We start from the raw sequence: 22,996 nt of genomic DNA, 5'->3' as shown, positions 1-22,996 counted from the left end.
CGCGTGTTCAAAAAGCATGCCCTCCAGATCGGTCCCAGCCGCGCCCTGTATCGCAAGCCGAAAACCTTGTGGGCGGAGCCGTGGATGGTCTGGCGGGAGAATGCCTGGCGCGAGCTGACCTGTCCGGCGTGTGAGACGACGGGCCTGATGCCCAAGCGCATTGATGCCAATCCGCCCTACAAGCCGCGCGAGCGCTATAATCTTTTCGCGTGCGAGACATGCGGCACGCTGCACTATCCGGACGCCGAGGTTTTTGAATATGAAAGCCGCCGGGATGCGGATCTCGCGCGCAAATTCTATCTGGAAGTCGGGGCCGGTCTGGATGCCATGATCGCACCACTCGCCTGGTCGGCGCGCAGCGATGTCGGCTCTTTTCTGGAAGTCGGCGGTGGCTACGGATTTTCGGTCGATTTCGCGAGCCGGGAACTGGGATGGAAAGCCGCCAATATTGACCCGTCTTTCCTCGCCCGCACCGGCGCTGCCGATCTCGGACATGACCATGTTGCGGCCTATCTCAGTCCCGATCACAAACTGGCCGATCAGTCCTTCGACCGTGTCCTGTCGTCGGAAGTCATTGAACACGTCAAGACACCCGATGACTTCATCCACGCCCTGACGGCGGCGCTCGCCCCGGATGGCGTTTTATTGCTGACCACGCCCAATGCGGCGGTCGTGAAAAAGGACGCCAGCCTCGACGAACTTCTCCCTGTGATCACGGCCGGCCACCATCTCGTCATCTATTCAAAAGCGGGGCTGGAAGCCGTGCTGCGGCGCGCGGGGTATGCCCACATCCGTATCGCGGAAAGCGGCCCGACGCTTCAGGCGGCCGCCTCCCGTGACCCGTTCGAGGTCGACTTTGACGCCCGCCCCGACCGCGCCCGGCTGCAATCCTATCTCGCCGGACGCCTGGAGGCGCTGGGAAAGGATCACACCCTTTTTGCGGCTTTCGCGGTGCGCCTGCTGAAAGAATTGGTCCATACCGGCCAGTGGGATGAGGCGCGAAACGTCCGCGACCGTATCGCACGGCGCTGGCTGGACGATTACGGCATCAATTTGCGGATGGCGGACGGTTTGAAACCGGATTTCCGCCTCGGTGAGAAAGGCCAGCGCCGCCAGCTTCGGAAATTCGCGGCCAACCATCCCTTTTCGCTCGCGATTGCCCTTTATTATTCCGCCCGGATTGATCAGCAGGACGGAGACCGGAAACAGGCGCTCGGCGCGTTCCGCGCATGCGCGCGCATCGCCACCACGCTCCAGACGGTCTTCAGCGCCATGTATGCGGCGTGCCGGGAAACCCAGGAGGCCGGGCTGAGGGCAAGGCTGGCCGCAGCGGAAATCGTTGCGTCCTCCGACCCTGTGTCCGCATGCGATGACCTGCTCGCCATCGCCGACAGGGTCGAGGATCTCGTTCAGGACGAATGGTGGCGCGTGGCCTGTCATGTCTACGCATCCAGTGCCCTGTCCGGCCGGCATGCCACCGTCTCCGGCATTGAACCCCATGTCCGCGGCTGGCTGGAAATGGCCCGCGATGACGGCCGCGCCCTGACACCGGCCGAGGGCTATGCCGCAGGCGGTATTGGCGAACACCATCTCGCCGACGCGCGCCCGGACCAGGCCGCGCTATGGTTTGACCGCGCGGCGAACGCCATGAGCGACCCGTCGGAGGCAGACGTTTTCCGGCGCAAGGCGGCAGAGCACACGCCCAGAGCCGTCAGCCGCGGCCGGCAATTGATCGATGCGTTGAATGCGGATGACCGGCACACCGCGCAACAGATCGGCCACGCCATGAGCCTCTTGCCGGTCAGCGCCGACGAGATTGACGCGTCGGTAGCGTATGCGCTGGGCATTTATCATCTGAACATTGCGCCCGATGCGAATGCCGCGATCAAATGGTTTGCCCGATCCGCAGAGCTGGCGGAGGGCGATGCCCGGCTGGATGCCGAGCTTCATATTGCCCTCGCAGCCGAACGCCTGCCAGACGGTCAAAAGGCCAGAATTCTGCCTGGCCTCCTTCATCAGCTTGAAACCGCGCATCCTCAGGACGGAAATTTGGGGTCGCGGATCAAGGAGTTAACCGATAGGTATAGAACGCAATCCGGTGCGAGGGAGGAAACCGCGTGAGCTGGCGGCGTTACATTCGATGGATCAAATGGCCGTGGCGCTGGGTTTTCGACCAGCGCGAGCGCAAAGACTATATCGCCCAGGCGTTCTCCTGGAGCGTCGCAACCTTGATCGGCTCGAAGTCCATGGTCCGCGAAAGCTGGGCCGGTGCCGAAACGCTGGAGGGCGCAAAAGACGTCGCCGTGCTGGTCACCTGGGACGCCAAGGGCCGGGTGCATGATTTCCTGATCGAACACATGCGCGCGCTGAAGAAGGCAGGCCGCGCCGTCATTCTCGTCTCCAACAGCCCCGAATTTCCTGAAAGCCAGATCGAGCGCGCAAGGCCGCATTGCGCGCTGATCGCCTGGCGCCGCAATCGCGGCTATGATTTCGGCGCCTATCGCGACGGTCTCATGCTGGTGCCGGACTATGATGCGCTGGAGTCAGCCATCATCATAAACGACAGCATTTACGGGCCGTTTCAGCCGCTCGCCCCCCTGCTCAGGAAAGCCAGCGCCGCCAGGGCCGATGTCTGGGGCATGACCGATAGCTGGGATACGCGCTGGCACCTGCAGAGCTATTTCATGCTGCTGCACCGAAATGCGCTTCAAAACCAAAAAATCCGGGGTCTCTGGTCCAGATGGAAGCACGTCCAGTCCAAATCCTGGGTCATCAACAAGCTGGAAATCGGCCTGACAGGACAATTCGAGCGGGCCGGCCTGACCTGCGCCGCCCTCTTTCCCTATCGCGACGAAGTCACCCGGTTTGCCCATACGGTTCGCAGCAATGAATTGCTCGCCGATGAAAGCCTCGCCAAACCGCACCGCGACCTGCTGGAGCGAATGCTCCATCTGGCCGATGCTGGCGCGCCCATGAATCCGTGCCATTTTTTCTGGGATCAGCTGATTGCCGAGGGTTTCCCTTATCTGAAACGGGAAGTGCTGACGGCCAATCCCATCGGCATGCCGCGCCTGTATGAGTGGAGCGATGTTGTCGCCAATGCCGGAAAATACGATCCGGACCTGATTGTCCGCCATCTCCGCACGATTTCGAAGAACCGGGTGGTTTGATGACAGACAGCGCCGATATCGACTGGATCGAAACGATTGCCGGCTTGTCAGATGCCGATATCAGTCGCGCGCGGCGCTTGTCCGTTGAGACCGGGGAGCGCCTCGCCCGCTCGCTGAAACGCCTTGGCGCGGCGTCGGATATCGCGATTGCCGACGCTCTCGCCGCGGCTTGCGGGCTGGAGCGCATCCCGCCCTCCGCCTTTCCGGCACACGCCGCAGAGGCCGGCGGGATTTCGCCTCAATTCCTGCAGGAATCGGCCGCCCTGCCGCTCGTCGAGGACGACGATCTGATCGTACTTGCCGTGGCCGACCCGACCGATCCCGCGCCGGAAGAAGGTGTGCGCCTTGCGACGGGTAAATCAGTAACGCTGAAAGTGGCCGCCTTTTCCGACATTGAAGAAGCCCATGCCCGGCTTTACGGCGCCGATACCGGCATCGGGGATATGCCGGGCGACGACTTCGGCGATGGCGAGGACCTCAAGGACCTCGCCAGCGAAGCGCCGGTCGTCCGCCTGGTGAACGATCTGTTCGCCGATGCGCTGAAATCGCGGGCCTCTGACATCCATGTCGAGCCCTTCCGGGACCGGCTGCGCATTCGCTTTCGCATTGATGGTGTCCTGCACAATCGCCCATCGCCGAAGCCCGGCCTCGCGCGCCTCATCACCAGCCGGATCAAGATTCTCGCCAGCCTTGATATTGCCGAACGCCGCCGGCCGCAGGATGGCCGGGCGCGCGTCACCATTGCCGGCAGTGCGCTGGATTTACGGGTCGCGACGGCGCCGACCGCCCATGGTGAAAGCGTCACCATTCGCCTGCTCGAGGATCGCGATACACAAGTAAAACTCGATGATCTGGGCCTCTCGCAAAAACAACGCGATCACCTGACGGGGCATTTATCCGCGCCCTACGGGTTGATCCTGGTCACGGGTCCGACCGGTTCGGGTAAAACCACAACGCTGGCCGGCGCGCTGGATCAGTTGAATACAACTGATCGCAAGCTGATCTCGATTGAAGACCCCATCGAATACCAGATCGAAGGCGTCAATCAGATCGCGGTGAATGCGCCCATCGGCCTGACCTTCGCCAGCGTGTTGCGTTCGGTTTTGCGCCATGACCCCGACGTCATTGTCGTCGGCGAATTGCGCGACGGCGAGACCGCAGAGATTGCCGTCAATGCCGCACTGACCGGCCACCTCGTTCTGGCCACGGTTCACACCAATACCGCCTCGGGGGCCGCGCCGCGCCTGATTGATATGGGCGTCGATCCTGCCCTGCTCCGTTCGACCCTGCGTTTGTCGGTCGCCCAGCGGCTGGTGCGGCAATTATGCCCCGACTGCCGCGAACCGACGGCCCCTCCCGCCGGGTTGGCCTCAGCCTGGAAAGCGGTTGGATGTGATCAGTGCTCTGGAACCGGCTATCGCGGCCGGATCGGCGTGTTTGAATTCGTCGATATGAAGGATGAATTGTCCGATGCGCTGAAGCCCGGCGTCTCGTCATCGGAAATCGAGAAGCTGGCGCGCAAGAAGAAAATGGTCTCGATCCGGCAGGATGCGCTGGAGAAAATCGAAGCCGGCATCACCAGCGCTGAAGAAGTCGACCGCGTCCTCGGAGTGATCTGATGGCGCTGTTTGCCGTATCGGCCATACGTCCCGATGGCGGTGCAGAAACCATTCGCATCGACGCCGCCGACAAGGCGGCGGCCGCGGCCGCCATTACCGCGCGCGGTCTGACTCCGATCCGGGTTCAGCCCGCCCGCGAAGCCCCGCAAAAGCAGGCCTCCGGCCGGGCCAAGAAAATGGCAACGCGCCTGGCGCGCGAATTGTCCGTCCTGACCGCAGCCGGCCTCAGCATTGAGCCCGCGCTGGCCGCTCTGTCGCGTCATGCCGCTGAAAAGAAGCTCAAAGAAGCCGCAGACATGTTGCTGGCCGATGTCCGCAATGGTGCCTCCTTGTCGGAAGCCTTTGCCAAGCGGCCTGAAATCTTTCCTTCGCCCTTCCCCGAGATCGCCGAGGCCGGAGAAGCCGGCGGGGCGCTCGGCAAAGCACTGGGCGAACTCGCCGACACCCGCGAGCGCCGGGAAGCGGTCGAGGCGACGATACAGGGCGCTTTGGCCTACCCCGCCTTCCTCATGCTGATGGCCATTGGCGCCGTTTCGGGTCTTCTGGTTTTTGTCATTCCCAGATTTCGTGGTCTCTTTGACCAGATCGGTCGGGAAATTCCGTCTCAGGCGGCTTTCGTTTTCGGCGCCGCCGATGCCATTGGCACCTATGGACCGTGGATCATCATTCTCATCGCGGTGATGGTGCTGATCTGGCGCGCCGCGTTGAACCGGCCGGGCTTTCGCGAAGCTTATGATCGATGGTTATTGGGTCTGCCGCTCATCGGCACCGCTTTGCGAACGATGATTGCGGCGCGCTTTTGCCGCGTGCTCTCGCTGCTCCTGAAGAACGGCCTGTCAGCGGTTCCGGCGCTGAGGCTGGCCTCACGTGCAGCGGGCAATCGCTGGGCCATCCGCCGCCTCAGCGAGGCCTTGGCCGAAGTCCGGACCGGCAAGGGGTTTTCAGAGCGGGTAGAAGCCTCGGACGTGCTGCCGCCACTGGCGGCGGAATTGCTGTCTGTTGGCGAGGAAACCGGCGATCTCGGCGCGGCCGCCGAACGCCTGGCCACATTCTATGAAACACAGTTCGAACAAAATGCGCGGCTGATCTCGCGCATTATCGAACCAGCTGTTATCGTCTTTGCCGGTCTTGCCATTGGTGGTGTCGTTGTCTCGATCCTGTCGGCACTGGTCAGCATCAATGAAATCGATTTCTAGAGGTTAGCCATGCACCGCAATTCAATCAGAACCTCCGACCATCGCGCCGGTTATTCACTCACCGAAATCATGGTCGTACTGGTCATTATCGGATTGCTCATTGCGCTTGTCGGTCCCCAGCTCTTCCGCTTTGTCGGCCGGGCCAATAGCGACACCGCAGCAGCCCAGGTCGAGAGCATCTCTACCCAACTCGATTTCTATCGTCTGGAAAACGGAGATTATCCGGATAGCGCACAGGGGCTGACCGCGCTTGTCCTCGAGGGCGGACAATCCGTGCCGGATGATCCCTGGGGCAATGCGTATGTGTATGAGTATCTGGGTCCGGGCCGGGCACGGGTCGGGACGTACGGACGCGATGGACAAGAAGGCGGTGAAGGTGAAGATGAAGACATCTTCCGAAATCTCCAGTAGTCGCCGCGGCTTTACGCTCACTGAACTCCTTGTCGTACTGGTTGTCGTCGGGCTGGCGATCGCGCTGGTCGCGCCCATGCTGTTTCGCAATTCGCCGGCCAGCGAATTGCGGCGCTCTGTCGAATTGATCGAGACGGCCGCGCGAATGGCCCGGACCGAGGCCCGCCTGTCCGGACGCGATACCCTGTTGAGTCTCGATCTGGACGCCCGGACGCTGACCGTCTTGCCCAGCGAACGCGGTTTCCAGCTCGGCCGGAACATTGATCTGCGCGCTACCGTTGCCGATCAGGAACTCGACGGAGATATCGCCTCGGTGCGTTTCTTCCCGGAAGGGGCCACGACGGGCGGAACTTTCCTGCTGGAACTGGACGACACGCAGCGTGCCATCCGGATCAGCTGGATAACCGGCGCAACCGAGAGGCTGGATCCCGATGACATCGAGTAAGAGTGGTTTCACCCTGCTGGAAACAGTCATCGCCATTGCCCTGGCCAGTGCCGGACTGGCAGCGGTCTATCAGGTCTATGCGTCCTCCGCCCGCGCCGAACAGGCCGCCGATGAGACCGAAACGGCGGCCCGCATTGCAGAATTCCTCTTGCTGACGGCAGATGCAGAGGCGAGCGGCGAAACCGATGGCTTTGCATGGTCGATCCAGCGGTCTGAAAACGCGGAATGGGAAGGCCTCGAAACACTCATTCTTCGCCTGACCTCTCCGTCGGGCCGGGAATTTGAACTGATGCTCGATCGCCAGGATCAGGCGGAGACGCCCGGATGAAACGCGGCTTCACCCTGACCGAAATGCTGATTGCGCTGGCGCTGACCGCGGTCGCAATCACGATCATTTCCGAAGGCGTACGGCAGACGCTGAATTTTCAGCGCCAGCTCCAGTCTGTGCGCGGGGAACGCGAGACCGAGGCGGTAACGCTCGAAGCGATCCGCAGCCGCCTCGAACACCTTGTTCCGGCGACCCGGCCGGGCGATGGCAATGACGAGGCCGAGATCCTGTTCAATGGACAGGCGCAGCGTCTCGTTTTTCTCGCCGCCGACCCGGGCTATCCGTCCGCAGCAGGCGTCTATGAATACACGCTGGAGCTTGTCGGCAGCAGCGATGACGCGGCGCAGGACGACGAAATCGTCTCCCCTCAATTGATCCTGCATCGCCGCCTGCTGACCGATCTTGATGAGTTCGACCGGCCCTCCCGCGCGGAAATCGCCTTCTGGGAACTCCCGCTGAGCCAGCCCCTGAGCTTTGGATATGCTGCAGCAGGAAGCACGCCCTCGCCGGGCTGGCAGGATACGGCGGCCTTTCCGGCGCTGGTCACATTGCAGTCCGGCGATGCGGACTATGCCGCCCTGACGGTCTTGCTGCCCCGCCAACGGCCCGAGGAGAATGAGGAAACGCCCGCGCAGGAGACGACGCAATGACGTCCCGCCGCGGCATTGCCCTGTTGATCGTGATCGGGCTTCTGGCCGTTCTCGCCATGGCCGCCGGCATGACGGCGCTCGCGGCCCGCGTCTCGACCTCCGCCGCTTTCGCAAGCCTGGAGCGGCTGGAGCTGCGCACCGCCATCGACAGTGCCGTTGCCCGCACCGCCGTCCGCCTGTCGGACGAAGAGGATCGCTGGATCGCCGATGGTCGTCTGTATGAAATGGAAATCGGCGATGTTGATCTGCGCATTCGCGCCCTCGCCGAACCCGGCCGCTATGATCTCAATCAGGGCAATGTCGAGACCCTCACCGCCCTTCTGGAGGAGCTGGACGTCCCGACCCTGACCGCAAGGCGCATTGCCGGGGCGGTGTCTGACTGGCGCGACGAGGATGATGATGTCGGCGATGACGGCGCCGAAGCCAGCGCCTATCGCGCCGATGGACGCCCCCCGCCCGGCAACCGGCCATTCATTGCCGTTGAGGAATTTCGTCAGGTTTTAGGCGTCGACGCCACCCTCTATGCAGCTGCTGCGCCCTACCTGACTCTTTATGGCGGCGAAGCCGTGACGGGCCGCTATGCCCCGCCCCGCCTGATCGGGACGACAGGCGTATCCGCCGGCGATGCGCGCCGTATTCTGTCGGCCCGCGCGGGCGGACGCGACATCCCCGAGGTCAACGGATCGGCCCAGTTTGATCCTGCCCAACCGGCGGCCTATGCCATCTTTGTCGAGGCCGAAGCGGCATCAGGGGCGCGCCTCTCGCGCGAGATCATCATCAGTCTTCCCGGCGAGGAAGGCTTGTATGAGACGCTGTCCCGTCATAGCCATGTATTCGGATATGCTGACTTTCTTGATCCGGAGCCCGATGCGTGACGACATTCCTTGAGGCCATTGGACGCGGGCTGAACACCTGGCGGGACGATGTCGACAGTGCGGCAGCAGAACTTCCGGTGATCGGCGGCCTGTTTGCGCGCAATTGGCGCGTGCTGCGTTACGATGCGGGCAAGGTCGTTTACACAACCGCCAGCGGCGAAAGCCTCGAAATCCCGGCCAGCGAGGAAGCCGCCATTGCCAGCGCCGAGATTGCCCGCCTCGGCAAAAAGGGGCCTCTGGTTCTGCGTATTGCAGCCTCACTCGGGTTTCGCCGCTCCGCCAGCTTTCCCGAAGCCGCACGCAAACATCTGGACGAAGCCATAGAGCTGGCCCTGCCGCGCCTGTCGCCATTGCCAGCATCCGACATTGTCTTCGCAGCGGATCGCTCGCGCCTGGAGGAAAGCGACGGCCGGATCAGCCTGCCCGTCTCCATTGTGCGTCGCTCCACGCTGGACGAGGCCGTGAAACGGGCCACGGCGCTGGGACTCGAGATCGCGGCCATTGATCTGGAAAACGGAGATGCGGACGCTGCGCCCGGCCTGGATTTACGGGAGGGACGTGCAGCCCCCTCCGGCGGTCGATCCGCCTTTGCCTTTATCGGCATCATCAGCGCGCTCCTGATTGCCGCCACCGGCGGATTTCTGATTGACCGGGCTGTGCGGCTTGATCCGGAGTACGCCACCGCGCGCCGCCCGGCGAGCCTCGAAGCCCGTCTGGAAGCGGCCATCGCCCATGCCGAAGACAAGGCGCAGTCCGGGTCTGCCGTTGCGGCGCTTGCGGATTTGAGCCGGCGCCTGCCCGATGGCGCTTACATCACCAGCTTCGCCTATGAGAATGGCAATGTGCGCATTTCCGGCCTCGCCTGGGATGCCGCCGCCGCGCTCCGGGCGCTGGATTCGGCCGAAGAATTTACCGGCGCCGCCTTTGATGGCGCGACCGTTCGCGACGAGGACTCCGGACGCGAACGATTTGAACTGACGGCGCGGCACCGCATGATCGGATCGGGAGGCGGATCATGACACCCGATATTCGCCGTCTTGTTTCACTGATCGCCATCGGCCTCGTCCTGATTATTAGCTTGACCGGCTTTGGCGTCACGCTGGCCGGTTGGCTCGGCGTGCAGTCGGATATCGAACAGGCGATTGCGGATCAGGCCGTGCCACCTGCAGCCGATCCGGCGCGCTATCTGTCGCCGGGAGAAAGCCATGCGGTCGCAGGGTCCAATCTCCAGACCCGGCTCAATGAGGCGGCGCGCAATGCCGGCCTGACCACGGGGCGCGTGAATATTTCACCGGTGGATGCAGCCGATCCGCTCGCCATTGTTGTGGACTTTCAGGCCGAAGGCGAAATGGATAACCTTGCCCGCCTCCTGCATACGATCGAGGCGTCATTGCCGGCACTGATTGTCGAGGACGTCCGCCTGACCCCGATCCGCAATTCCAGCCGCCTGCAAATGACAGCCAGCATTCGTGCCCGCCGGGAACCCGGAGGCAGATCATGAACCAGCGCACCCTCATCCTCGCCGGCATTGCGGCGATTCTGACCGTAATCGTCATATTGCGCTACACGGTCTGGAGCGATGGCGGCGAATCCCGTGTCATAGCGCCCTCTCCGCCGCCCACCACCACAGCCGCCATTCGCGAGGAAAGCGGCGATTTCCTGCCGCCCTATTCGGCTTTTCCCGCCATTTCCGATCGCCCGTTATTTCGTCCGGATCGTCGGCCGGAGCCGGCGGTTGTGATCGAAACGCCAGTGGACGTGCCGGTGCAGACATCGGATGACGCACCGGAATTTGTCGTGATCGGTACGGTGACCGGCCCCAATGGCGGTGTCGCCACCATCCGCAGCCAGAATGAAACCCGCCGGGCCTATGTTGGCGATACGGTCGAAGGCTGGCGGATTGACGCCATCAACGGCACGGGCGTTGAAGTCTCCCGGAACGCGGACCGGTTTCGCCTGTCGATCGGCGAACCCGAATAGGCCGCAATGGCCCACTGTTCGGGCAGTAAAATCCCAGTTACCACGGAGCGAGCGGCATTGCAGGCTTGCGGTTTCGCGCTATGGTATCAACCAGGCGAGGAAGTTTCCGCCCCAAGTGTGGCGTTCAGGGAGTTCAGCATGCAAAAGTTCCTTATTTCGGCCTTGGCGCTGACGGCTATTTCAAGCCCGGCAGCCTTCGCAGATGACATGTTTCAGGGTGTTGAAACCCTTGGCTTTTCGGGCGGAGCCGGAGACGAAGTCCGGTTCACATCCCTCGCTCCTGATGTCATGGAAATGCGCGTTGGCGACCGGATCGATCTGAATTTCGGCCCGGGATATGTCGCCGAGCTCGACCGGATTGACCAGCAAGCCATGGGCGCGCGCACCTGGATCGGCCGCATTGAAGGCGGCGATATCCATGACCGCGTGATCATTTCTGAGCTGAACGGCTTCACCTTCGGTTCAATCTCGACCGATGACGGCATCTGGACGATCATTCCGGGCGAAAATGGCGGCCATCGCATCTTCCAGCACCCGGAAAATGCCGTTCTGGAAGGGTGGGGAGACGACGAAATCGTCCCAACGCCGGACAGCGTAATTGCAGAATTCCAGGAATCGGCCGCGGAAAGCGGCGAGCTGTCATCGACCGATGCCGTAGCCGTCGGCTCGAATGGCACGGTCGATCTGATGGTGCTCTACACGCAGAGCATGGAAGACACATGGGGTCTCGCCGTCGGTGGCCGGGTTCAGTATCTGGTAGCCTTACTCGACCAGGCGCTGATCGACAGCGACACCGGCCTGCGTGCCCGCCTCGTCTACCTGGACAAGCTGTCCGCAAGTGAAACGGCGAGCAATACGGATACACTCTACGATCTGCAGGACGGTGCCGGCCGGGGGCTGGCATCGGACAATTCTCCTCAGGGTGCTGGTCAGGACTTCAGCGCACTGCTCGCCATTCGCGATGCCGTTGGTGCGGATCTGGTCTCCATTATCCGCCGCCACTATAGCGGCTCCGGGGCCGTCAACCGGTCCGGAAGTTCTTGCGGTGTCGCCTTTGTAAACGGCGGCAGCGCCAAGACCATTGGCGCAGCCAACGCCGTCAATGGCGTGGGGGTTGTCAGCGACTGGGTGAATGGCAACGACACCAATCTTCTCGACGGGTATAGTCTCTGCTCCGACTTCACCTTCGCGCACGAGACCGGCCACAATCTCGGTTTCTCGCACAATGTCGAAGACACCACGCTCGGATCGGGCGTGCGCAGCTTTGCCCACGGTCACCGGGTCGATTGCGAATTCAGAACCATCATGGCCTATGGCTCAGACGGCGATGTGACCTGCCCGGGTACAGGCCGCAATGAAACTCAAGTAGCTTACTTTTCAAATCCGGATCTGAATCTTTGCCCGGGCGGCGCAGCATGCGGTATTGCGGCCCCGGCGACCGATTTGTCCGCGCCTCTGGCAGACAATCAGGATCCGGCGGACAATGCCCGTGCCGCACGCGAAGAAGGCAAGAATGTTGTCATCTTCCGCAGCGAAGCACCGCGGGTTGTTTCCTCGGTCTTGCCCATAACCCGTTCTGTCCAGAATGGCTCGGCCGCCACCGCCTTCGCGACCATCATCAATCCGGCGGCAACCGGCTCAACCGCGACCGCCTGCGGTCTGCGTCTGGCGGGATCCGATGCCTCGAGCTTCTCGTATCAGACGACGACGGCAGCGAATGCCCTGTCAGGCACGGCCAACACGCCGGTCGATATCGCAGCCGGTGCCGCGCAGAACTTTATCTTCTCCGTCACATCGGCTTCGGATTTCTCTGACAACAGCAACCAGATTGGTGCGACCGTACCGAGCAGCAATGTTGAAACAGACCTTTTCATTGAAGCGTTCTGTTCCAACCGCCGCTCTGCAGAATACACGCTGGGGCTCAACTCTCTGACCTTCCTGTCGCTGACCAATGCACCGGCCGATGTGATCGCGCTGGCCGCAACGGTGAACAATGACGGCCGCATCAATGTTCCAACGACCGGCAATCGGGTGGGCATTGCGTCCGTGGCCGTTTCGAACGTGGGAGCGGGCGCTGTCATAACGGCCTCCGCCGATACCGGCGGACGGTCCATGGCCATCTCGGAAATTGAAGTCTGCGCGACCGATGCGGCCGGGGCCTGCATTACGACACGGGGACCGACCGCGACATTGGCCCTGAACACCAATGCGACCGCCACCTTCGCTGTGTTCGTCCGCGGCACCGGCGCTGCAATCGCCGACGATCCCGCGCGAAACCGCGTCTTTATCCGGTTTAACGAGGGCAGCGCCCCACGGGGTGCTACCAGCGTTGCTGTTCGCACCCAATAGGAGGAAATATGCGTACTCCTTCCAAAATCCTGATGGCGGCGGCTTTTGCTCTGGCAACGGCCACTTCGGCATCGGCGGATATCAACGTCGAGGACAATGACGGCGTCTGGACTGTTTCGGCCACGGGCGAGCCCCTGTCCGAGGTGCTGTCCGCCATTCAGGCCGAAGCCGGATTTCGCCTTGTCGGGGCAGACCGCCTGATCGATGACAATCCCGTTTCTGCTGATATGAACGGCTCGCTCGATGACGTATTGGCGCGTTTGCTTTCCGGCTTTGACTACGCGCTGGTTTACGGCGAGACACCGGAAACCACCGATCAGCTTCAACGCGTTGTCCTTTTGTCAGGGCGCGCAGGCGATGCACCCGATGAAACGCAACGGCTGACGGTCGAACGACTTCCCGCAGAATTGAGCGAGGAAGATGGCGAGCGGGTGAGCGATCTTCTGGCCCGTCAGGTTCAGCCGCTGATCGATGCAGAATCCGGGACGACAACCACGGCGGAAGCCGAGACAAGCCCCTTGACGTCAGCGGGTTCATCTTCCGCGTCTGAAACACCCACGACTAGCGGCGATGATTACGAGCTGGATCCGGAAACACAGGCGGCACTGGCGGAAGCCACCCGGCGGGCGCAGCAGGACCTGCAAGCCCTGGTCAATGCGCTTCAGGCTGCCGAAGACAACGGCAACTAGACAGCCAGATGATCTGGAAATCAGGCCCCGACGATCCGTCGGGGCCTTTTTTATTCAGGCAAGCCCAGCGCCAGCGCCAGATTCTGCATGGCCTGAACCGCCGCGCCTTTCTGCAGATTGTCGAGCACCGAAACGACCGTCAGATGCCGGCCATCTCCGGAAAGGCCGACCCCCCCGACCATGGCTCCGGGTCGGCCGGATATCATCGCCGGTTCGGGAATGTCCTCGACCACCTCGATCAGGGGCTCACCCTCATAAAAGGCCCGATAGGTCTCCAGGCATCCTTTTGCCGTCATCATGCCGGTGATCGGAATATGGACGGTGGTCACCAGCCCGCTGAAAAAGGACGCCACGTGCGGGGTGAAATGAATGTCCACGCCGGTATGCGCGGCCATTTCGCGCTCATGGATATGCCCCGTCAGCGCATAGGGCATGAGATTGTCCTTCAGCGCCTTCGTGTCATTCTTTCGCGATGGTGTCGTGCCGGCGCCCGAATAGCCCGATACGCCGAAGACATGAACCGCCCCGGATACCATCTCGCGGATCGGCGCAATGGCCAGCTGCCCGCACGTCGCATAGCAGCCAGGATTGGCAATACGTTTAGCGCCTTTCAGCTGGTCCCGCCCGTAGATTTCCGGCAGACCATAGACCCAGTCATCGCTGAAGCGCTGATCCGCCGACAGATCGACAATGACGGTCTCGGCCAGCGTCTCTGCCACAAAGGGTGCACCGGCACCATTGGGTAGAGCCAGAATAATTCCGTCGAGACCGCGCGAGGCGATATCGCCCGGATCGACGCTTTCAAAGCGAAGGCCGGTATCCAGTTCCGGTGCCGTGTCCTGCACCTTCTGTCCGGCGAGCTCGCGAGAGCTCGCAAGCACCAGCTCCATATCCCGCCGCCGCGACAACAGGCGCAAAATCTCGCGGCCGGTATAGCCGCGCCCGCCGATAAGCCCGATCCGGGCGGTCACCGATGTGGCTCCAGTGTCTCCGGCAGGCTGGCGATGTCGCTGACCATGCCGGGAATGCGTGAAAGGTCCGTCTCGCCCTTCCAGAATATGGTCCATGGGCCCGACTTGATCGATCCGTCACTCTCATGAAAGTAGAAGCTGTTCACAGGATTGCTGGTTTTGGACCGCCAGTAGAGATAGGGCGCATAGTCCACCATTTCCTGCCAGACGGCGCGCGCCAGCCCTTCGCCGCGCGCTTCTTCCAGCACCGCGAATTTGTCGAGATAGGCGACCCCCTTCATGCGGGTAATGACCGCGGCTGCGCGATAATTCTCGGTCACAAACAATCGGTCGAAAGCCAGAGCGTCCCAGTATCCGGCCACCGGCTTGCGCCCGAAGGAGGCGGCAATCAGCGCGTCAAGCCGCGGACCATCGACCTCGGCTTTTTCGGTCAGGGTCAGCAATTTCTCGCCGCGGCGGATCAATGTGCCGGCCCCGGCATGAGTGAACAATTCCTGGCTCAACCCCTCCGGTGAGGTGATCGACACCGAACTCGTCAAGGGAAGATCATCCAGCAGGCTCTGGATCTGATCGATTTTCACCCGCATGCCGCCAGTAATCCAGCCCGCCGTCATCAGGCGATCCCGGTCACTGGCAAGGTTCAGGGTCGAGATCACCTCGCCCTTGTCATCCAGCAATCCGCCGGTCTCGGTAAGGAAGATGATCTTGTAGGGCTGCAGCGTCTTCACCAGTGCCGCAACCGCGTGATCCGCATTGATATTGACCAGACGCCCGTCCCCGGTTTCGCCCAGACAGGCCAGAACCGGAATCTCTCCACCCCGGACAGCCGCATCGACCAGGTCCAGATTGATCTCCGCCGGTTCTCCCACGCGGCCATAGACGGCTTCATCCAGAAGCCGCGCCGAAAACACGCCCGTCGGTATGCTGGCGGCCCGGCCGCCGCTTTCGCGGATGGCATCGACAATGGCGATATTCGCCGCACTCAGGGCTTTTCGGATAACCGGAATGGCCTCCGGCGGCGTGACGCGAAGCCCGTCCACCCGCTCGCTCGTGATCCGGGCCTCTTCAAGCGCCGCATCCAGCTGCGGTCCGCCGCCATGAACAATGATGGGTGACAGCCCCACCGTCTGCAGAAAGGCCAGTGCCGCCGCCAGCCCGTCCAGATCATCGCGAATGACAGCGCCACCCACTTTGACAACGGCAAAGCGCGATTGGTCCAGACGCGAAAACCGGTTGAGGTAATCACGCACTTCCTTGCCGTCGCGCATATGCGATAGCAGGCGAATAATGGTGGAACGCGTCGCCGTCTGACTCATGAGTGCGTGTCCATATCGCGCGCCAGGGCTTCCAGCATCGCCTTTTGAACGTGTAGGCGGTTCTCGGCCTCTTCAATGCCCAGGAAAGCCGGAGAATCCACAACGCTGTCGGCAATTTTGACATTGCGCCGCATCGGCAGGCAGTGGCTGATGGTCGCCGCATTGGTCAGCGCCATCTTGGCGTCATCGACCATGAAATCCCGGCCCTTGGCGCGATAGGGCGCTTCGTCCGCCCACTGGCCATAAAAGGGCAAGGCGCCCCAGCTTTTGGCATAGACGGCATCCACGCCGGAATAGGCGGCTTCCACATCGGTCATCAGGTCAAACGATGTCCCATGCGCCTGACAGCTGGCCTGCGCCGCGGCCATATAACGCTCGTCGAGGCGATAGACCTCGTCCGGCACCAGCATCCGGACATTCATCCCGAATTTGGACGCCATCAGAATGGCCGAATTGGCAACCGCCGTATTGAGCGGCTTGGGGTGGGGCACCCAGGTCAGAAGGAAGGTCTTGTTTTCAACGCGGCCATGCTGTTCCTGCAGGGCCATCATCATGGCCAGCTCCTGACAGGGATGGACGATGGTTTCCATATTGACGATCGGAACACTGGCATGACGCGCGAAGGTCGATATCAGCGGATCTTCGCGTTCGGTTTGCCAGTTCTCGAATTTCGGGAAGCAGCGAATGGCGATCATGTCGACATAGCGCGACAACACTCTGGCCGCCTCGACGACGTGCTCCTCGGCATCGCCATTCATGACCACACCGTCCTCGAACTCCATCGGCCAGGTTCCAGCACGGGCATCCAGCACCACACCCTGCCCGCCCAGCTGGGCAATGCCGATATCAAATGAGGTCCGGGTTCGCAGGGACGGGTTGAAAAAGACCAATGCCACCGATTTTCCGGCCAGGGCAGAGCTTGACGCGCCCGCCTTCAGGGCTTTCGCGCGATCCAGAATGGATTGCAGCTCGTCCTGTTCCCAGTCTTCGGTCGTCAGAAAATGGCGCATCGTTTTGATCCCATAGCAAAAAGCCCGGCTCGTGGAGCCGGGCTTTCATAACATCTGACTGCGTGCTTGAAAGCCAGCGATTTCACGCTGGCGGCGCAAGCCTCTATTGCGGGCTCGACTGATAACCGGTCGACTGATTGCGGCTGAGCGCATCCCGGCCAGCTTCCTGCATGGCGTCCCACTGGGCCGCCGTGCGGCAGATACGTTGACGGCGCAACTGACCCGTGACGCGCTCTGCGCGGCAGATCATCCGGTTGGGGTCGTCTTCGTTCGACGCTGTATTGGTCGCCGCAGGCGCGATCTCGGCAGGAGCTTCAACCGGCGCAGGCGTATCATTGCTTGCCATATCGCCATCTTCGGATGTCGTGGCGCACGATGCCAAAGCCAATCCAGCAATCAAAATCAAAAACGTTCTCATCAGTCCCCTCCTGCGTACACACGCTTTGTTAGAAAAAAATACCGCGAAACACTCTGCGATCCGCAATTACTGGAAACAACCTGCTGTATGCACTCGGCCCTGTCAAAATACAAAACTGTAAGTTTCTCAGGCGCGGCGTGATTTCAGCGATCAGCCGGCTTTAGGACTAGTAGTTGCGGTAACCGGTTGATTGCCGATGCCCGATGGTTTCACGGCCGGCTTCCTGGATCGCCTCCCACTCGGCCTGTGTCCGGCAGACGCGCTCACGCATGCGAGTGCCGGTCGGGGATTCAATGCGGCAGACAAGGTCATCATTCTCCGGCCGCACACCCGGCCCCTGCTCAACGACCTGAGGCGCGGGCCTCGCTGCCATCGCCATATCGTCGGATTCAGATGTCGTTGCGCAAGCCGTGGCAAAGCATGCTGCGCCCATGATGATCAAAAACCGCATATTCTTCCCCTTTTCTTGAATGGAATCAGTGTCGCGCAGGCGTTCGGCTCACTCAAATCAACAATAGTTGATCAGCTGGCCGGATTGCCGCAAAACAGCGGCTCGAAATCCGATAGGTCTCCATGTCCGTTCTAGCCGTTATTCCCGCCCGCTATGCTTCCACCCGCTTTCCCGGCAAACCCCTGACCGACATTGCCGGACGAAAAATGATCGAGCGGGTCTGGCGTCATACCTCCGCCGCAGAGGGTGTCGATCAGGTTGTGGTTGCCACCGACGATGCCCGGATCGCCGATGCTGTCGCCGCCTTTGGCGGTCAGGCTGTCATGACGCCCGAGACCTGCCGCAATGGCACCGAGCGCGCGCTGGCGGCGCTGGACGAGCTGAACTCTACCGCCGAGATCATCATCAATGTTCAGGGCGATGCCGTGCTGACGCCGCCCTGGGTGATCGGCGCCGTGCCGGTCGTGATGCGCGCGGATGCCTCCATCGAAATGGCGACGCCGGCCGTGAAAATGCCGCCCGACACCGAAGCCAAATTCCGGGCCGCCAAGGCCGCAGGCGAAGTGGGCGGTACGACGGTTGTCTTCGACGGGAATATGAAGGCGCTCTATTTTTCCAAAACCGTCATCCCGTTTCAGCGTAATCCGGACGCCGGCACACCGACCTGGCAGCATATCGGCCTTTATGGCTATCGGGCCGAGACCCTGCGCCGGCTGGTCGCGCTGGATCCCAGCCCGCTGGAACAGGCCGAAAGCCTGGAACAATTGCGCGCCCTCGAGAATGGCATCCCGATCCGCATCGTGGAGGTCGATTATCGCGGCCGCTCCGCCTGGTCGGTGGACGCCCCCTCCGATGTCGCTGAAGTCGTGGCCATCATTGCGCGCGAAGGCGAGCTGGTTTCGTGAGCCTGCTTCTCCTCGCACGGCACGGCAATACGTTCGGCCCCGGTGACAGGATCGTCTGGGTTGGCGCCAGGGAAGACCTGCCGCTCGTCAAATCCGGCGAGGCGCAAGCGGCGGCCCTGGGCGAAGCCCTGCGCGAACAGAGCATCGCGCCCGCGCGCCTTGTCTCCGGACCGCTCAAACGCACACGGCGCGCAGCGGACATCGTCAAGGCCATCACCATGTCGGATGCCGATATCGGGATTGATGCCCGTCTGACCGAGATTGATTATGGCCAATGGGGCGGCAAGACGGATGATGAGATCACCGCCGCATTCGGCCCCAGCGCCATTTCCGACTGGCGCGAGCATCATAAACGCCCGGACAATGCCGGTTGGTCTCCTGATGACCAGACACTGAAATCCAATGCGCTGGGCGTGCTGGCAGATATGGAGACAGTCGCATTTCCGGGGCTCGTCATCACCTCCAACGGTATTCTGCGATATTTCCACGCCGCCATCGGGTTTGACGGCGATGCCAAGGTGAAAACCGGCCATGTTTGTGCGGCCCGGAAGACGGCGCAGGGCTGGCAGCCCCTGTTCTGGAATGCCCACCCCGAAGATCTTCCGGAGCTGACATGAGCGGTCCCTTGAACGGCATTAAAGTCATCGAGCTGGCAGGCATCGGACCGGGCCCACTGGCCGGACAATTGCTGGCGGATCTCGGCGCCGAGGTAATTTCCGTCGATCGCAAGGCCGAACCCGTCGGCATGGCGAGACCCAAGGATGCCAATCGCCGCGGCAAGCGCTCCATCGCGGTCAATCTGAAAGCAGACGGCGCCAAAGACGTCATCCTGAAGCTTTGCGAAACCGCCGACATTCTGATCGAGGGATTCCGCCCGGGCGTTGCCGAGCGGCTGGGCCTCGGCCCGGATGCCGTGCACGCCGTCAATCCGGCGCTCGTCTATGGCAGGCTGACGGGCTGGGGACAGACCGGACCTCTGGCCGACCGCGCTGGCCATGACATCAACTACATCTCCATTACCGGCGCGCTCGCCGCCATCGGCGAAGCGGGCCGGCCCGTCCCGCCACTCAATCTCGTCGGCGATTATGCCGGCGGCTCCCTGATGCTGGTCTATGGCGTCATGGCAGCACTGGTATCCGCAAAGAGCACCAGTAAAGGTCAGGTCGTAGATACCGCCATGACCGACGGCTCGGCCGCGATCATGAGCCTGATCCACTCCTTGCGCGCCTCCGGCATCTGGCAGGACAAGCGCGAAGCCAACATCATCGACGGCGGCACACCCTTTTATCGCTGTTATAAAACCGCCGACGGGAAATTCATGGCGGTTGGCGCGATCGAACCGCAATTTTTCGCCGAGCTCATCAACGGGCTCGGCCTCGATGAAAGCTGGTGCGCCCGCCAATATGATGCCGCCGGCTGGCCCGACATGAAGGCCGCCTTCGAACGCGTCTTTGCCACGCGAACCCGCGAGGAATGGACAGGCATCTTCGAACCCACCGATGCCTGCGTCTCGCCGGTTCTGGACATGGCCGAAGCGCCCGCCCATCCGCACAATGTCGCCCGGCAGACTTTTGTCGAAATCGACGGCTTTCCACAGCCAGCCCCGGCCCCGCGCTTCTCTGAAACCGCGACCGGCCATCCGGAAAGCGCCTTCTTCCAGGGGGAGCACACAAGTGAAATACTGGCAGGCGCCGGATATTCCGACGATGAAATCGATGCTTTGATCCGCGATGGAAAGGTTCAGCTCGCCCAATGATGAACCACATTGTCATTCTCGGGGCCGGACAGGCCGGCCTTCAGCTCGCTGACAGCCTGCGGCGCGAAGGCCATGATGGCCCGATCACCCTGATCGGCGAGGAAAGCCAGCCGCCCTATCAGCGCCCGCCCCTGTCCAAGGCCTTCCTGCTCGATCAGCTGGAGGAAGACCGCCTGCCCCTGCGGCCCTACAGCTTCTTCGAACAGCGCAATATCATCACCCGCTTCGCAACGCGCGCCACCGCCATCGACCGGGCCAACAAAACCGTCGAGCTCGATACAGGCGAAATCCTGGCCTATGACCAGCTCGCCCTGTGTCTCGGCGCGAATGTACGTATTCCGCCCATTCCGGGCGCTGACCTGCCGCACGTTCTCGCGCTCCGCACGCTGGACGATTCGCTGGCGCTCAAATCCGCACTGGCCAGAGCCAGCTCGGTCGCCGTCATCGGCGGCGGCTTTATCGGCCTCGAGGTCGCGGCCTCGGCTCGCAAAATGGGCAAGGATGTCACCATTATCGAAGCGCTGGATCGGGTCATGAAGCGCGCCGTCAGCGAAACAGTGTCCCGCTTCTTTGAGGACTTGCATCGATCCCACGGCAGCACGCTTTTGCTGAACACCTTGACCGAAGCGATCACGCCCGGCGGGGTCCGCCTCAAGGATGGACAGGAGGTTGCTGCGGATCTTGTGGTCATGGGCACCGGCGTCTCACCCTGTCATGAGCTGGCCCTGTCGGCCGGTCTACGCTGTGAGAATGGCATTCTTGTGGATGAGTTCACGCGCACATCCGATCCGGACATCGTCGCGGTCGGTGATTGCGCCGCGCATCCCAATCATCTGACCGGACAGGTCTTGCGGCTGGAATCCGTTCAGAATGCGATCGATCAGGCCAAGATCGCCGCAAAAACGCTCACCGGAAAGCAGGACGCCTACAAGGCTGTGCCCTGGTTCTGGTCCGACCAGTTTGATATCAAACTGCAGATGGCCGGGCTGTCCATGGACACCGATCAGGCGGTGACCCGCGGCGATCCGGCGGCAAACAGCTTCTCGATTTTCTACTTCAAGGACGGCGTCCTGATGGCGGTCGACTCGATCAACGCCCCCGCCGATCACATGGCGGCGCGCCGTATCCTCGCGCAGGACCATCGCTCCTTGACACCGCAGGAAGCCGCCGACCCGGCGTTTGACCTGAAGCTCGCCTTCTAGGCGGCGTCAGACTCGGTGTGAACCACGCGGGCGGGCTGCATCTCTGCGCTCCACGCCAGCCGGGCAAACCAGCCCGCCGCCAGCATCGCGCCGATAAAGGCAAGGCCATACAGGACCCACATGACCACTTCGGCCGGATGGAACATGCCGGCCATCGCCCAGACAGAGGCGAAAGCCACGACAAGGGCTTCCGAGCCGACCAGCAGGGTAACGGCGATCACCGATGCAAGTGCGGTAATGGAATAGGTTCGAATGCGCGCAGATTTCTGGACAGGATTCTGCGAAGCCTGATTGTGAGACGTCATGTGCCTGTTCTCTCCACCAAGATCAGTCCCGACACGGGGCGGATAGCGCATACGTGGGAAAGCTGGCCGCGCTTGCAATAGGAATGGCGAGTTGAAACTGAAAAAGAGTCTCGAAGCGGCTAGACCTTGCCGGTCACCGGCACAAGCGCGCCGGTAATGGCACGCGCCTCGTCAGAGGCCAGAAACAACATGACCGATGCCAGATCGGCCGGTTTCACCCAGATTTCCGGATCGGCATCCGGCATGTCCTGACGGTTTTGCGGCGTGTCGATGATCGACGGCAGCACAGCATTCACCGTGACATTTGTAGACTTCAATTCTTCCGCCAGCGCTTCGGTCAGGCGCATCACACCGGATTTGGACGCCCCATAGGCGCCCATGCCCATACCGGCTTTCAGGGCCCCCGCAGCCCCCACATTGACAATCCGGCCAGCGGGCGCGGCTTTCAGATAGGGCAGCGCCATCTTGCACGCGGTTACAGCGGTTTTCACATTGATCTCGTAGAGAAAATCCCAGCTCTCGATGGATCCGTCTTCCAGCGTCTCCCAGCGGAATCCGCCCGCAATATTGAGGAGCGCATCGAGGCGTCCGTGCTTTTCAACGATGGCGTTGAAAAGATCGGCCGTGGCTTCGGCATTCGTCAGGTCGACACCGCCGCGCTGGTCCACGCCATCGGGAAAGGTCTCGCGGGGCGCATCGGCCCGGTCAATGGCCACCACCGTCCAGCCCTTTGACAGCGCAGCCTTGACGGCCGCCTCTCCCAGAATGCCGAAGCCGCCCGAAATCGCGATCACCTTGTCTGACATGTCGATCTCCCTCGTGATTGAGCCGGACACTAGCGCGGGAAATTCCGGCTGCAACCCGATCGGCATCGAAAGACCCGTTTTGTGCCCGCAGATCGACACAAATCAGGGGGATGAAGTTTCGTGCTACTCGTGAGAGACTGCACA

General features: G+C 61.9%; 25 protein-coding genes. 18 read left to right on the top strand and 7 right to left on the bottom strand.

Annotated elements, in window-relative coordinates; genetic code table 11:
• Window positions 1-3 precede the first annotated feature (3 nt).
• The 14 genes from P0D52_RS02020 (at window position 4) to P0D52_RS01955 (ending at window position 13,712) form a co-directional block, all read left to right on the top strand.
• Window positions 4-2,121: a class I SAM-dependent methyltransferase gene (locus P0D52_RS02020; RefSeq protein WP_394693778.1), complete on the top strand. Its 2,118-nt coding sequence runs from the start codon at window positions 4-6 to the stop codon at window positions 2,119-2,121.
• Window positions 2,118-3,170: a rhamnan synthesis F family protein gene (locus P0D52_RS02015; protein WP_394693777.1), complete on the top strand. Its 1,053-nt coding sequence runs from the start codon at window positions 2,118-2,120 to the stop codon at window positions 3,168-3,170. The genes P0D52_RS02020 and P0D52_RS02015 overlap by 4 nt, the downstream gene beginning before the upstream one ends.
• The gene (locus P0D52_RS02010) at window positions 3,170-4,789 is read left to right on the top strand and encodes a GspE/PulE family protein (RefSeq protein ID WP_394693776.1); all 1,620 of its coding nucleotides are present in this window, start codon (window positions 3,170-3,172) and stop codon (window positions 4,787-4,789) included. Before P0D52_RS02015 ends, P0D52_RS02010 begins: the two co-directional genes overlap by 1 nt.
• On the top strand, window positions 4,789-5,985 hold the full coding sequence (locus tag P0D52_RS02005; RefSeq protein WP_394693775.1) for a type II secretion system F family protein: 1,197 nt from the start codon (window positions 4,789-4,791) through the stop codon (window positions 5,983-5,985). The genes P0D52_RS02010 and P0D52_RS02005 overlap by 1 nt, the downstream gene beginning before the upstream one ends.
• A 9-nt stretch (window positions 5,986-5,994) precedes the next feature.
• A complete protein-coding gene (gene gspG, locus P0D52_RS02000) occupies window positions 5,995-6,396 on the top strand; it encodes a type II secretion system major pseudopilin GspG (protein ID WP_394693774.1) in 402 nt (133 codons plus the stop codon).
• Window positions 6,368-6,841: a GspH/FimT family protein gene (locus tag P0D52_RS01995; protein WP_394693773.1), complete on the top strand. Its 474-nt coding sequence runs from the start codon at window positions 6,368-6,370 to the stop codon at window positions 6,839-6,841. The genes gspG and P0D52_RS01995 overlap by 29 nt, the downstream gene beginning before the upstream one ends.
• Window positions 6,828-7,169: a prepilin-type N-terminal cleavage/methylation domain-containing protein gene (locus tag P0D52_RS01990; RefSeq protein ID WP_394693772.1), complete on the top strand. Its 342-nt coding sequence runs from the start codon at window positions 6,828-6,830 to the stop codon at window positions 7,167-7,169. The genes P0D52_RS01995 and P0D52_RS01990 overlap by 14 nt, the downstream gene beginning before the upstream one ends.
• Window positions 7,166-7,819, top strand: a complete 654-nt coding sequence (locus P0D52_RS01985; RefSeq protein ID WP_394693771.1) for a type II secretion system protein J — start codon at window positions 7,166-7,168, stop codon at window positions 7,817-7,819. The genes P0D52_RS01990 and P0D52_RS01985 overlap by 4 nt, the downstream gene beginning before the upstream one ends.
• Window positions 7,816-8,694 carry a general secretion pathway protein GspK gene (locus tag P0D52_RS01980; protein WP_394693770.1) on the top strand — a complete coding sequence of 293 codons (879 nt, stop codon included), beginning with the start codon at window positions 7,816-7,818 and terminating at the stop codon, window positions 8,692-8,694. Before P0D52_RS01985 ends, P0D52_RS01980 begins: the two co-directional genes overlap by 4 nt.
• On the top strand, window positions 8,691-9,713 hold the full coding sequence (locus P0D52_RS01975) for a PilN domain-containing protein (RefSeq protein WP_394693769.1): 1,023 nt from the start codon (window positions 8,691-8,693) through the stop codon (window positions 9,711-9,713). Before P0D52_RS01980 ends, P0D52_RS01975 begins: the two co-directional genes overlap by 4 nt.
• Window positions 9,710-10,195, top strand: coding sequence for a type II secretion system protein GspM (gene gspM, locus P0D52_RS01970; RefSeq protein ID WP_394693768.1), 486 nt, complete (start codon window positions 9,710-9,712; stop codon window positions 10,193-10,195). The genes P0D52_RS01975 and gspM overlap by 4 nt, the downstream gene beginning before the upstream one ends.
• Window positions 10,192-10,674: a hypothetical protein gene (locus P0D52_RS01965; RefSeq protein WP_394693767.1), complete on the top strand. Its 483-nt coding sequence runs from the start codon at window positions 10,192-10,194 to the stop codon at window positions 10,672-10,674. Before gspM ends, P0D52_RS01965 begins: the two co-directional genes overlap by 4 nt.
• 138 nt (window positions 10,675-10,812) lie before the next feature.
• Window positions 10,813-13,023, top strand: a complete 2,211-nt coding sequence (locus P0D52_RS01960; RefSeq protein ID WP_394693766.1) for a reprolysin-like metallopeptidase — start codon at window positions 10,813-10,815, stop codon at window positions 13,021-13,023.
• A gap of 8 nt (window positions 13,024-13,031) precedes the next feature.
• Window positions 13,032-13,712 (top strand): hypothetical protein, encoded by a 681-nt coding sequence (locus tag P0D52_RS01955; protein ID WP_394693765.1) that lies wholly within the window; start codon window positions 13,032-13,034, stop codon window positions 13,710-13,712.
• A gap of 50 nt (window positions 13,713-13,762) precedes the next feature.
• Here P0D52_RS01955 and argC read toward each other — a convergent pair whose 3' ends face one another.
• The 5 genes from argC to P0D52_RS01930 all read right to left on the bottom strand — a co-directional run bounded on the left by argC (window position 13,763) and on the right by P0D52_RS01930 (window position 17,878).
• Complete coding sequence (argC, locus tag P0D52_RS01950) at window positions 13,763-14,683, bottom strand: N-acetyl-gamma-glutamyl-phosphate reductase (protein ID WP_394693764.1); 921 nt, start codon at window positions 14,681-14,683, stop codon at window positions 13,763-13,765.
• Window positions 14,680-15,999 carry an acetylglutamate kinase gene (locus P0D52_RS01945; RefSeq protein ID WP_394693763.1) on the bottom strand — a complete coding sequence of 440 codons (1,320 nt, stop codon included), beginning with the start codon at window positions 15,997-15,999 and terminating at the stop codon, window positions 14,680-14,682. Before P0D52_RS01945 ends, argC begins: the two co-directional genes overlap by 4 nt.
• On the bottom strand, window positions 15,996-17,009 hold the full coding sequence (locus tag P0D52_RS01940) for an N-acetylornithine carbamoyltransferase (RefSeq protein ID WP_394693762.1): 1,014 nt from the start codon (window positions 17,007-17,009) through the stop codon (window positions 15,996-15,998). The genes P0D52_RS01945 and P0D52_RS01940 overlap by 4 nt, the downstream gene beginning before the upstream one ends.
• A 103-nt stretch (window positions 17,010-17,112) precedes the next feature.
• Window positions 17,113-17,427, bottom strand: a complete 315-nt coding sequence (locus tag P0D52_RS01935; RefSeq protein WP_394693761.1) for a hypothetical protein — start codon at window positions 17,425-17,427, stop codon at window positions 17,113-17,115.
• A gap of 166 nt (window positions 17,428-17,593) precedes the next feature.
• Window positions 17,594-17,878 (bottom strand): hypothetical protein, encoded by a 285-nt coding sequence (locus tag P0D52_RS01930; RefSeq protein WP_394693760.1) that lies wholly within the window; start codon window positions 17,876-17,878, stop codon window positions 17,594-17,596.
• A 122-nt stretch (window positions 17,879-18,000) separates the two neighbouring features.
• On the opposite strand from P0D52_RS01930, the gene kdsB reads away from it, so the two are divergent.
• From kdsB to P0D52_RS01910, 4 genes are read left to right on the top strand one after another with little or no spacing between them, the layout of a single operon-like run.
• Window positions 18,001-18,783, top strand: a complete 783-nt coding sequence (gene kdsB / locus P0D52_RS01925; protein ID WP_394693759.1) for a 3-deoxy-manno-octulosonate cytidylyltransferase — start codon at window positions 18,001-18,003, stop codon at window positions 18,781-18,783.
• Window positions 18,780-19,400, top strand: a complete 621-nt coding sequence (locus tag P0D52_RS01920) for a histidine phosphatase family protein (RefSeq protein ID WP_394693758.1) — start codon at window positions 18,780-18,782, stop codon at window positions 19,398-19,400. Before kdsB ends, P0D52_RS01920 begins: the two co-directional genes overlap by 4 nt.
• Complete coding sequence (locus P0D52_RS01915) at window positions 19,397-20,539, top strand: CaiB/BaiF CoA transferase family protein (RefSeq protein ID WP_394693757.1); 1,143 nt, start codon at window positions 19,397-19,399, stop codon at window positions 20,537-20,539. Before P0D52_RS01920 ends, P0D52_RS01915 begins: the two co-directional genes overlap by 4 nt.
• Window positions 20,536-21,741 carry an NAD(P)/FAD-dependent oxidoreductase gene (locus P0D52_RS01910; protein WP_394693756.1) on the top strand — a complete coding sequence of 402 codons (1,206 nt, stop codon included), beginning with the start codon at window positions 20,536-20,538 and terminating at the stop codon, window positions 21,739-21,741. The genes P0D52_RS01915 and P0D52_RS01910 overlap by 4 nt, the downstream gene beginning before the upstream one ends.
• Here the strand turns inward: P0D52_RS01910 and P0D52_RS01905 are convergent.
• Complete coding sequence (locus P0D52_RS01905) at window positions 21,738-22,046, bottom strand: hypothetical protein (RefSeq protein ID WP_394693755.1); 309 nt, start codon at window positions 22,044-22,046, stop codon at window positions 21,738-21,740. The two genes, P0D52_RS01910 and P0D52_RS01905, sit on opposite strands and share 4 nt — an antisense overlap.
• 119 nt (window positions 22,047-22,165) lie before the next feature.
• Window positions 22,166-22,852: an SDR family NAD(P)-dependent oxidoreductase gene (locus tag P0D52_RS01900; protein ID WP_394693754.1), complete on the bottom strand. Its 687-nt coding sequence runs from the start codon at window positions 22,850-22,852 to the stop codon at window positions 22,166-22,168.
• Between the last annotated feature and the right edge of the window lie 144 nt (window positions 22,853-22,996).

The sequence above is a fragment of the Hyphobacterium sp. genome (genome assembly GCF_043584775.1).
Taxonomy (GTDB): domain Bacteria; phylum Pseudomonadota; class Alphaproteobacteria; order Caulobacterales; family Maricaulaceae; genus Hyphobacterium.
This window is presented reverse-complemented; position numbering and strand designations above follow the sequence as displayed.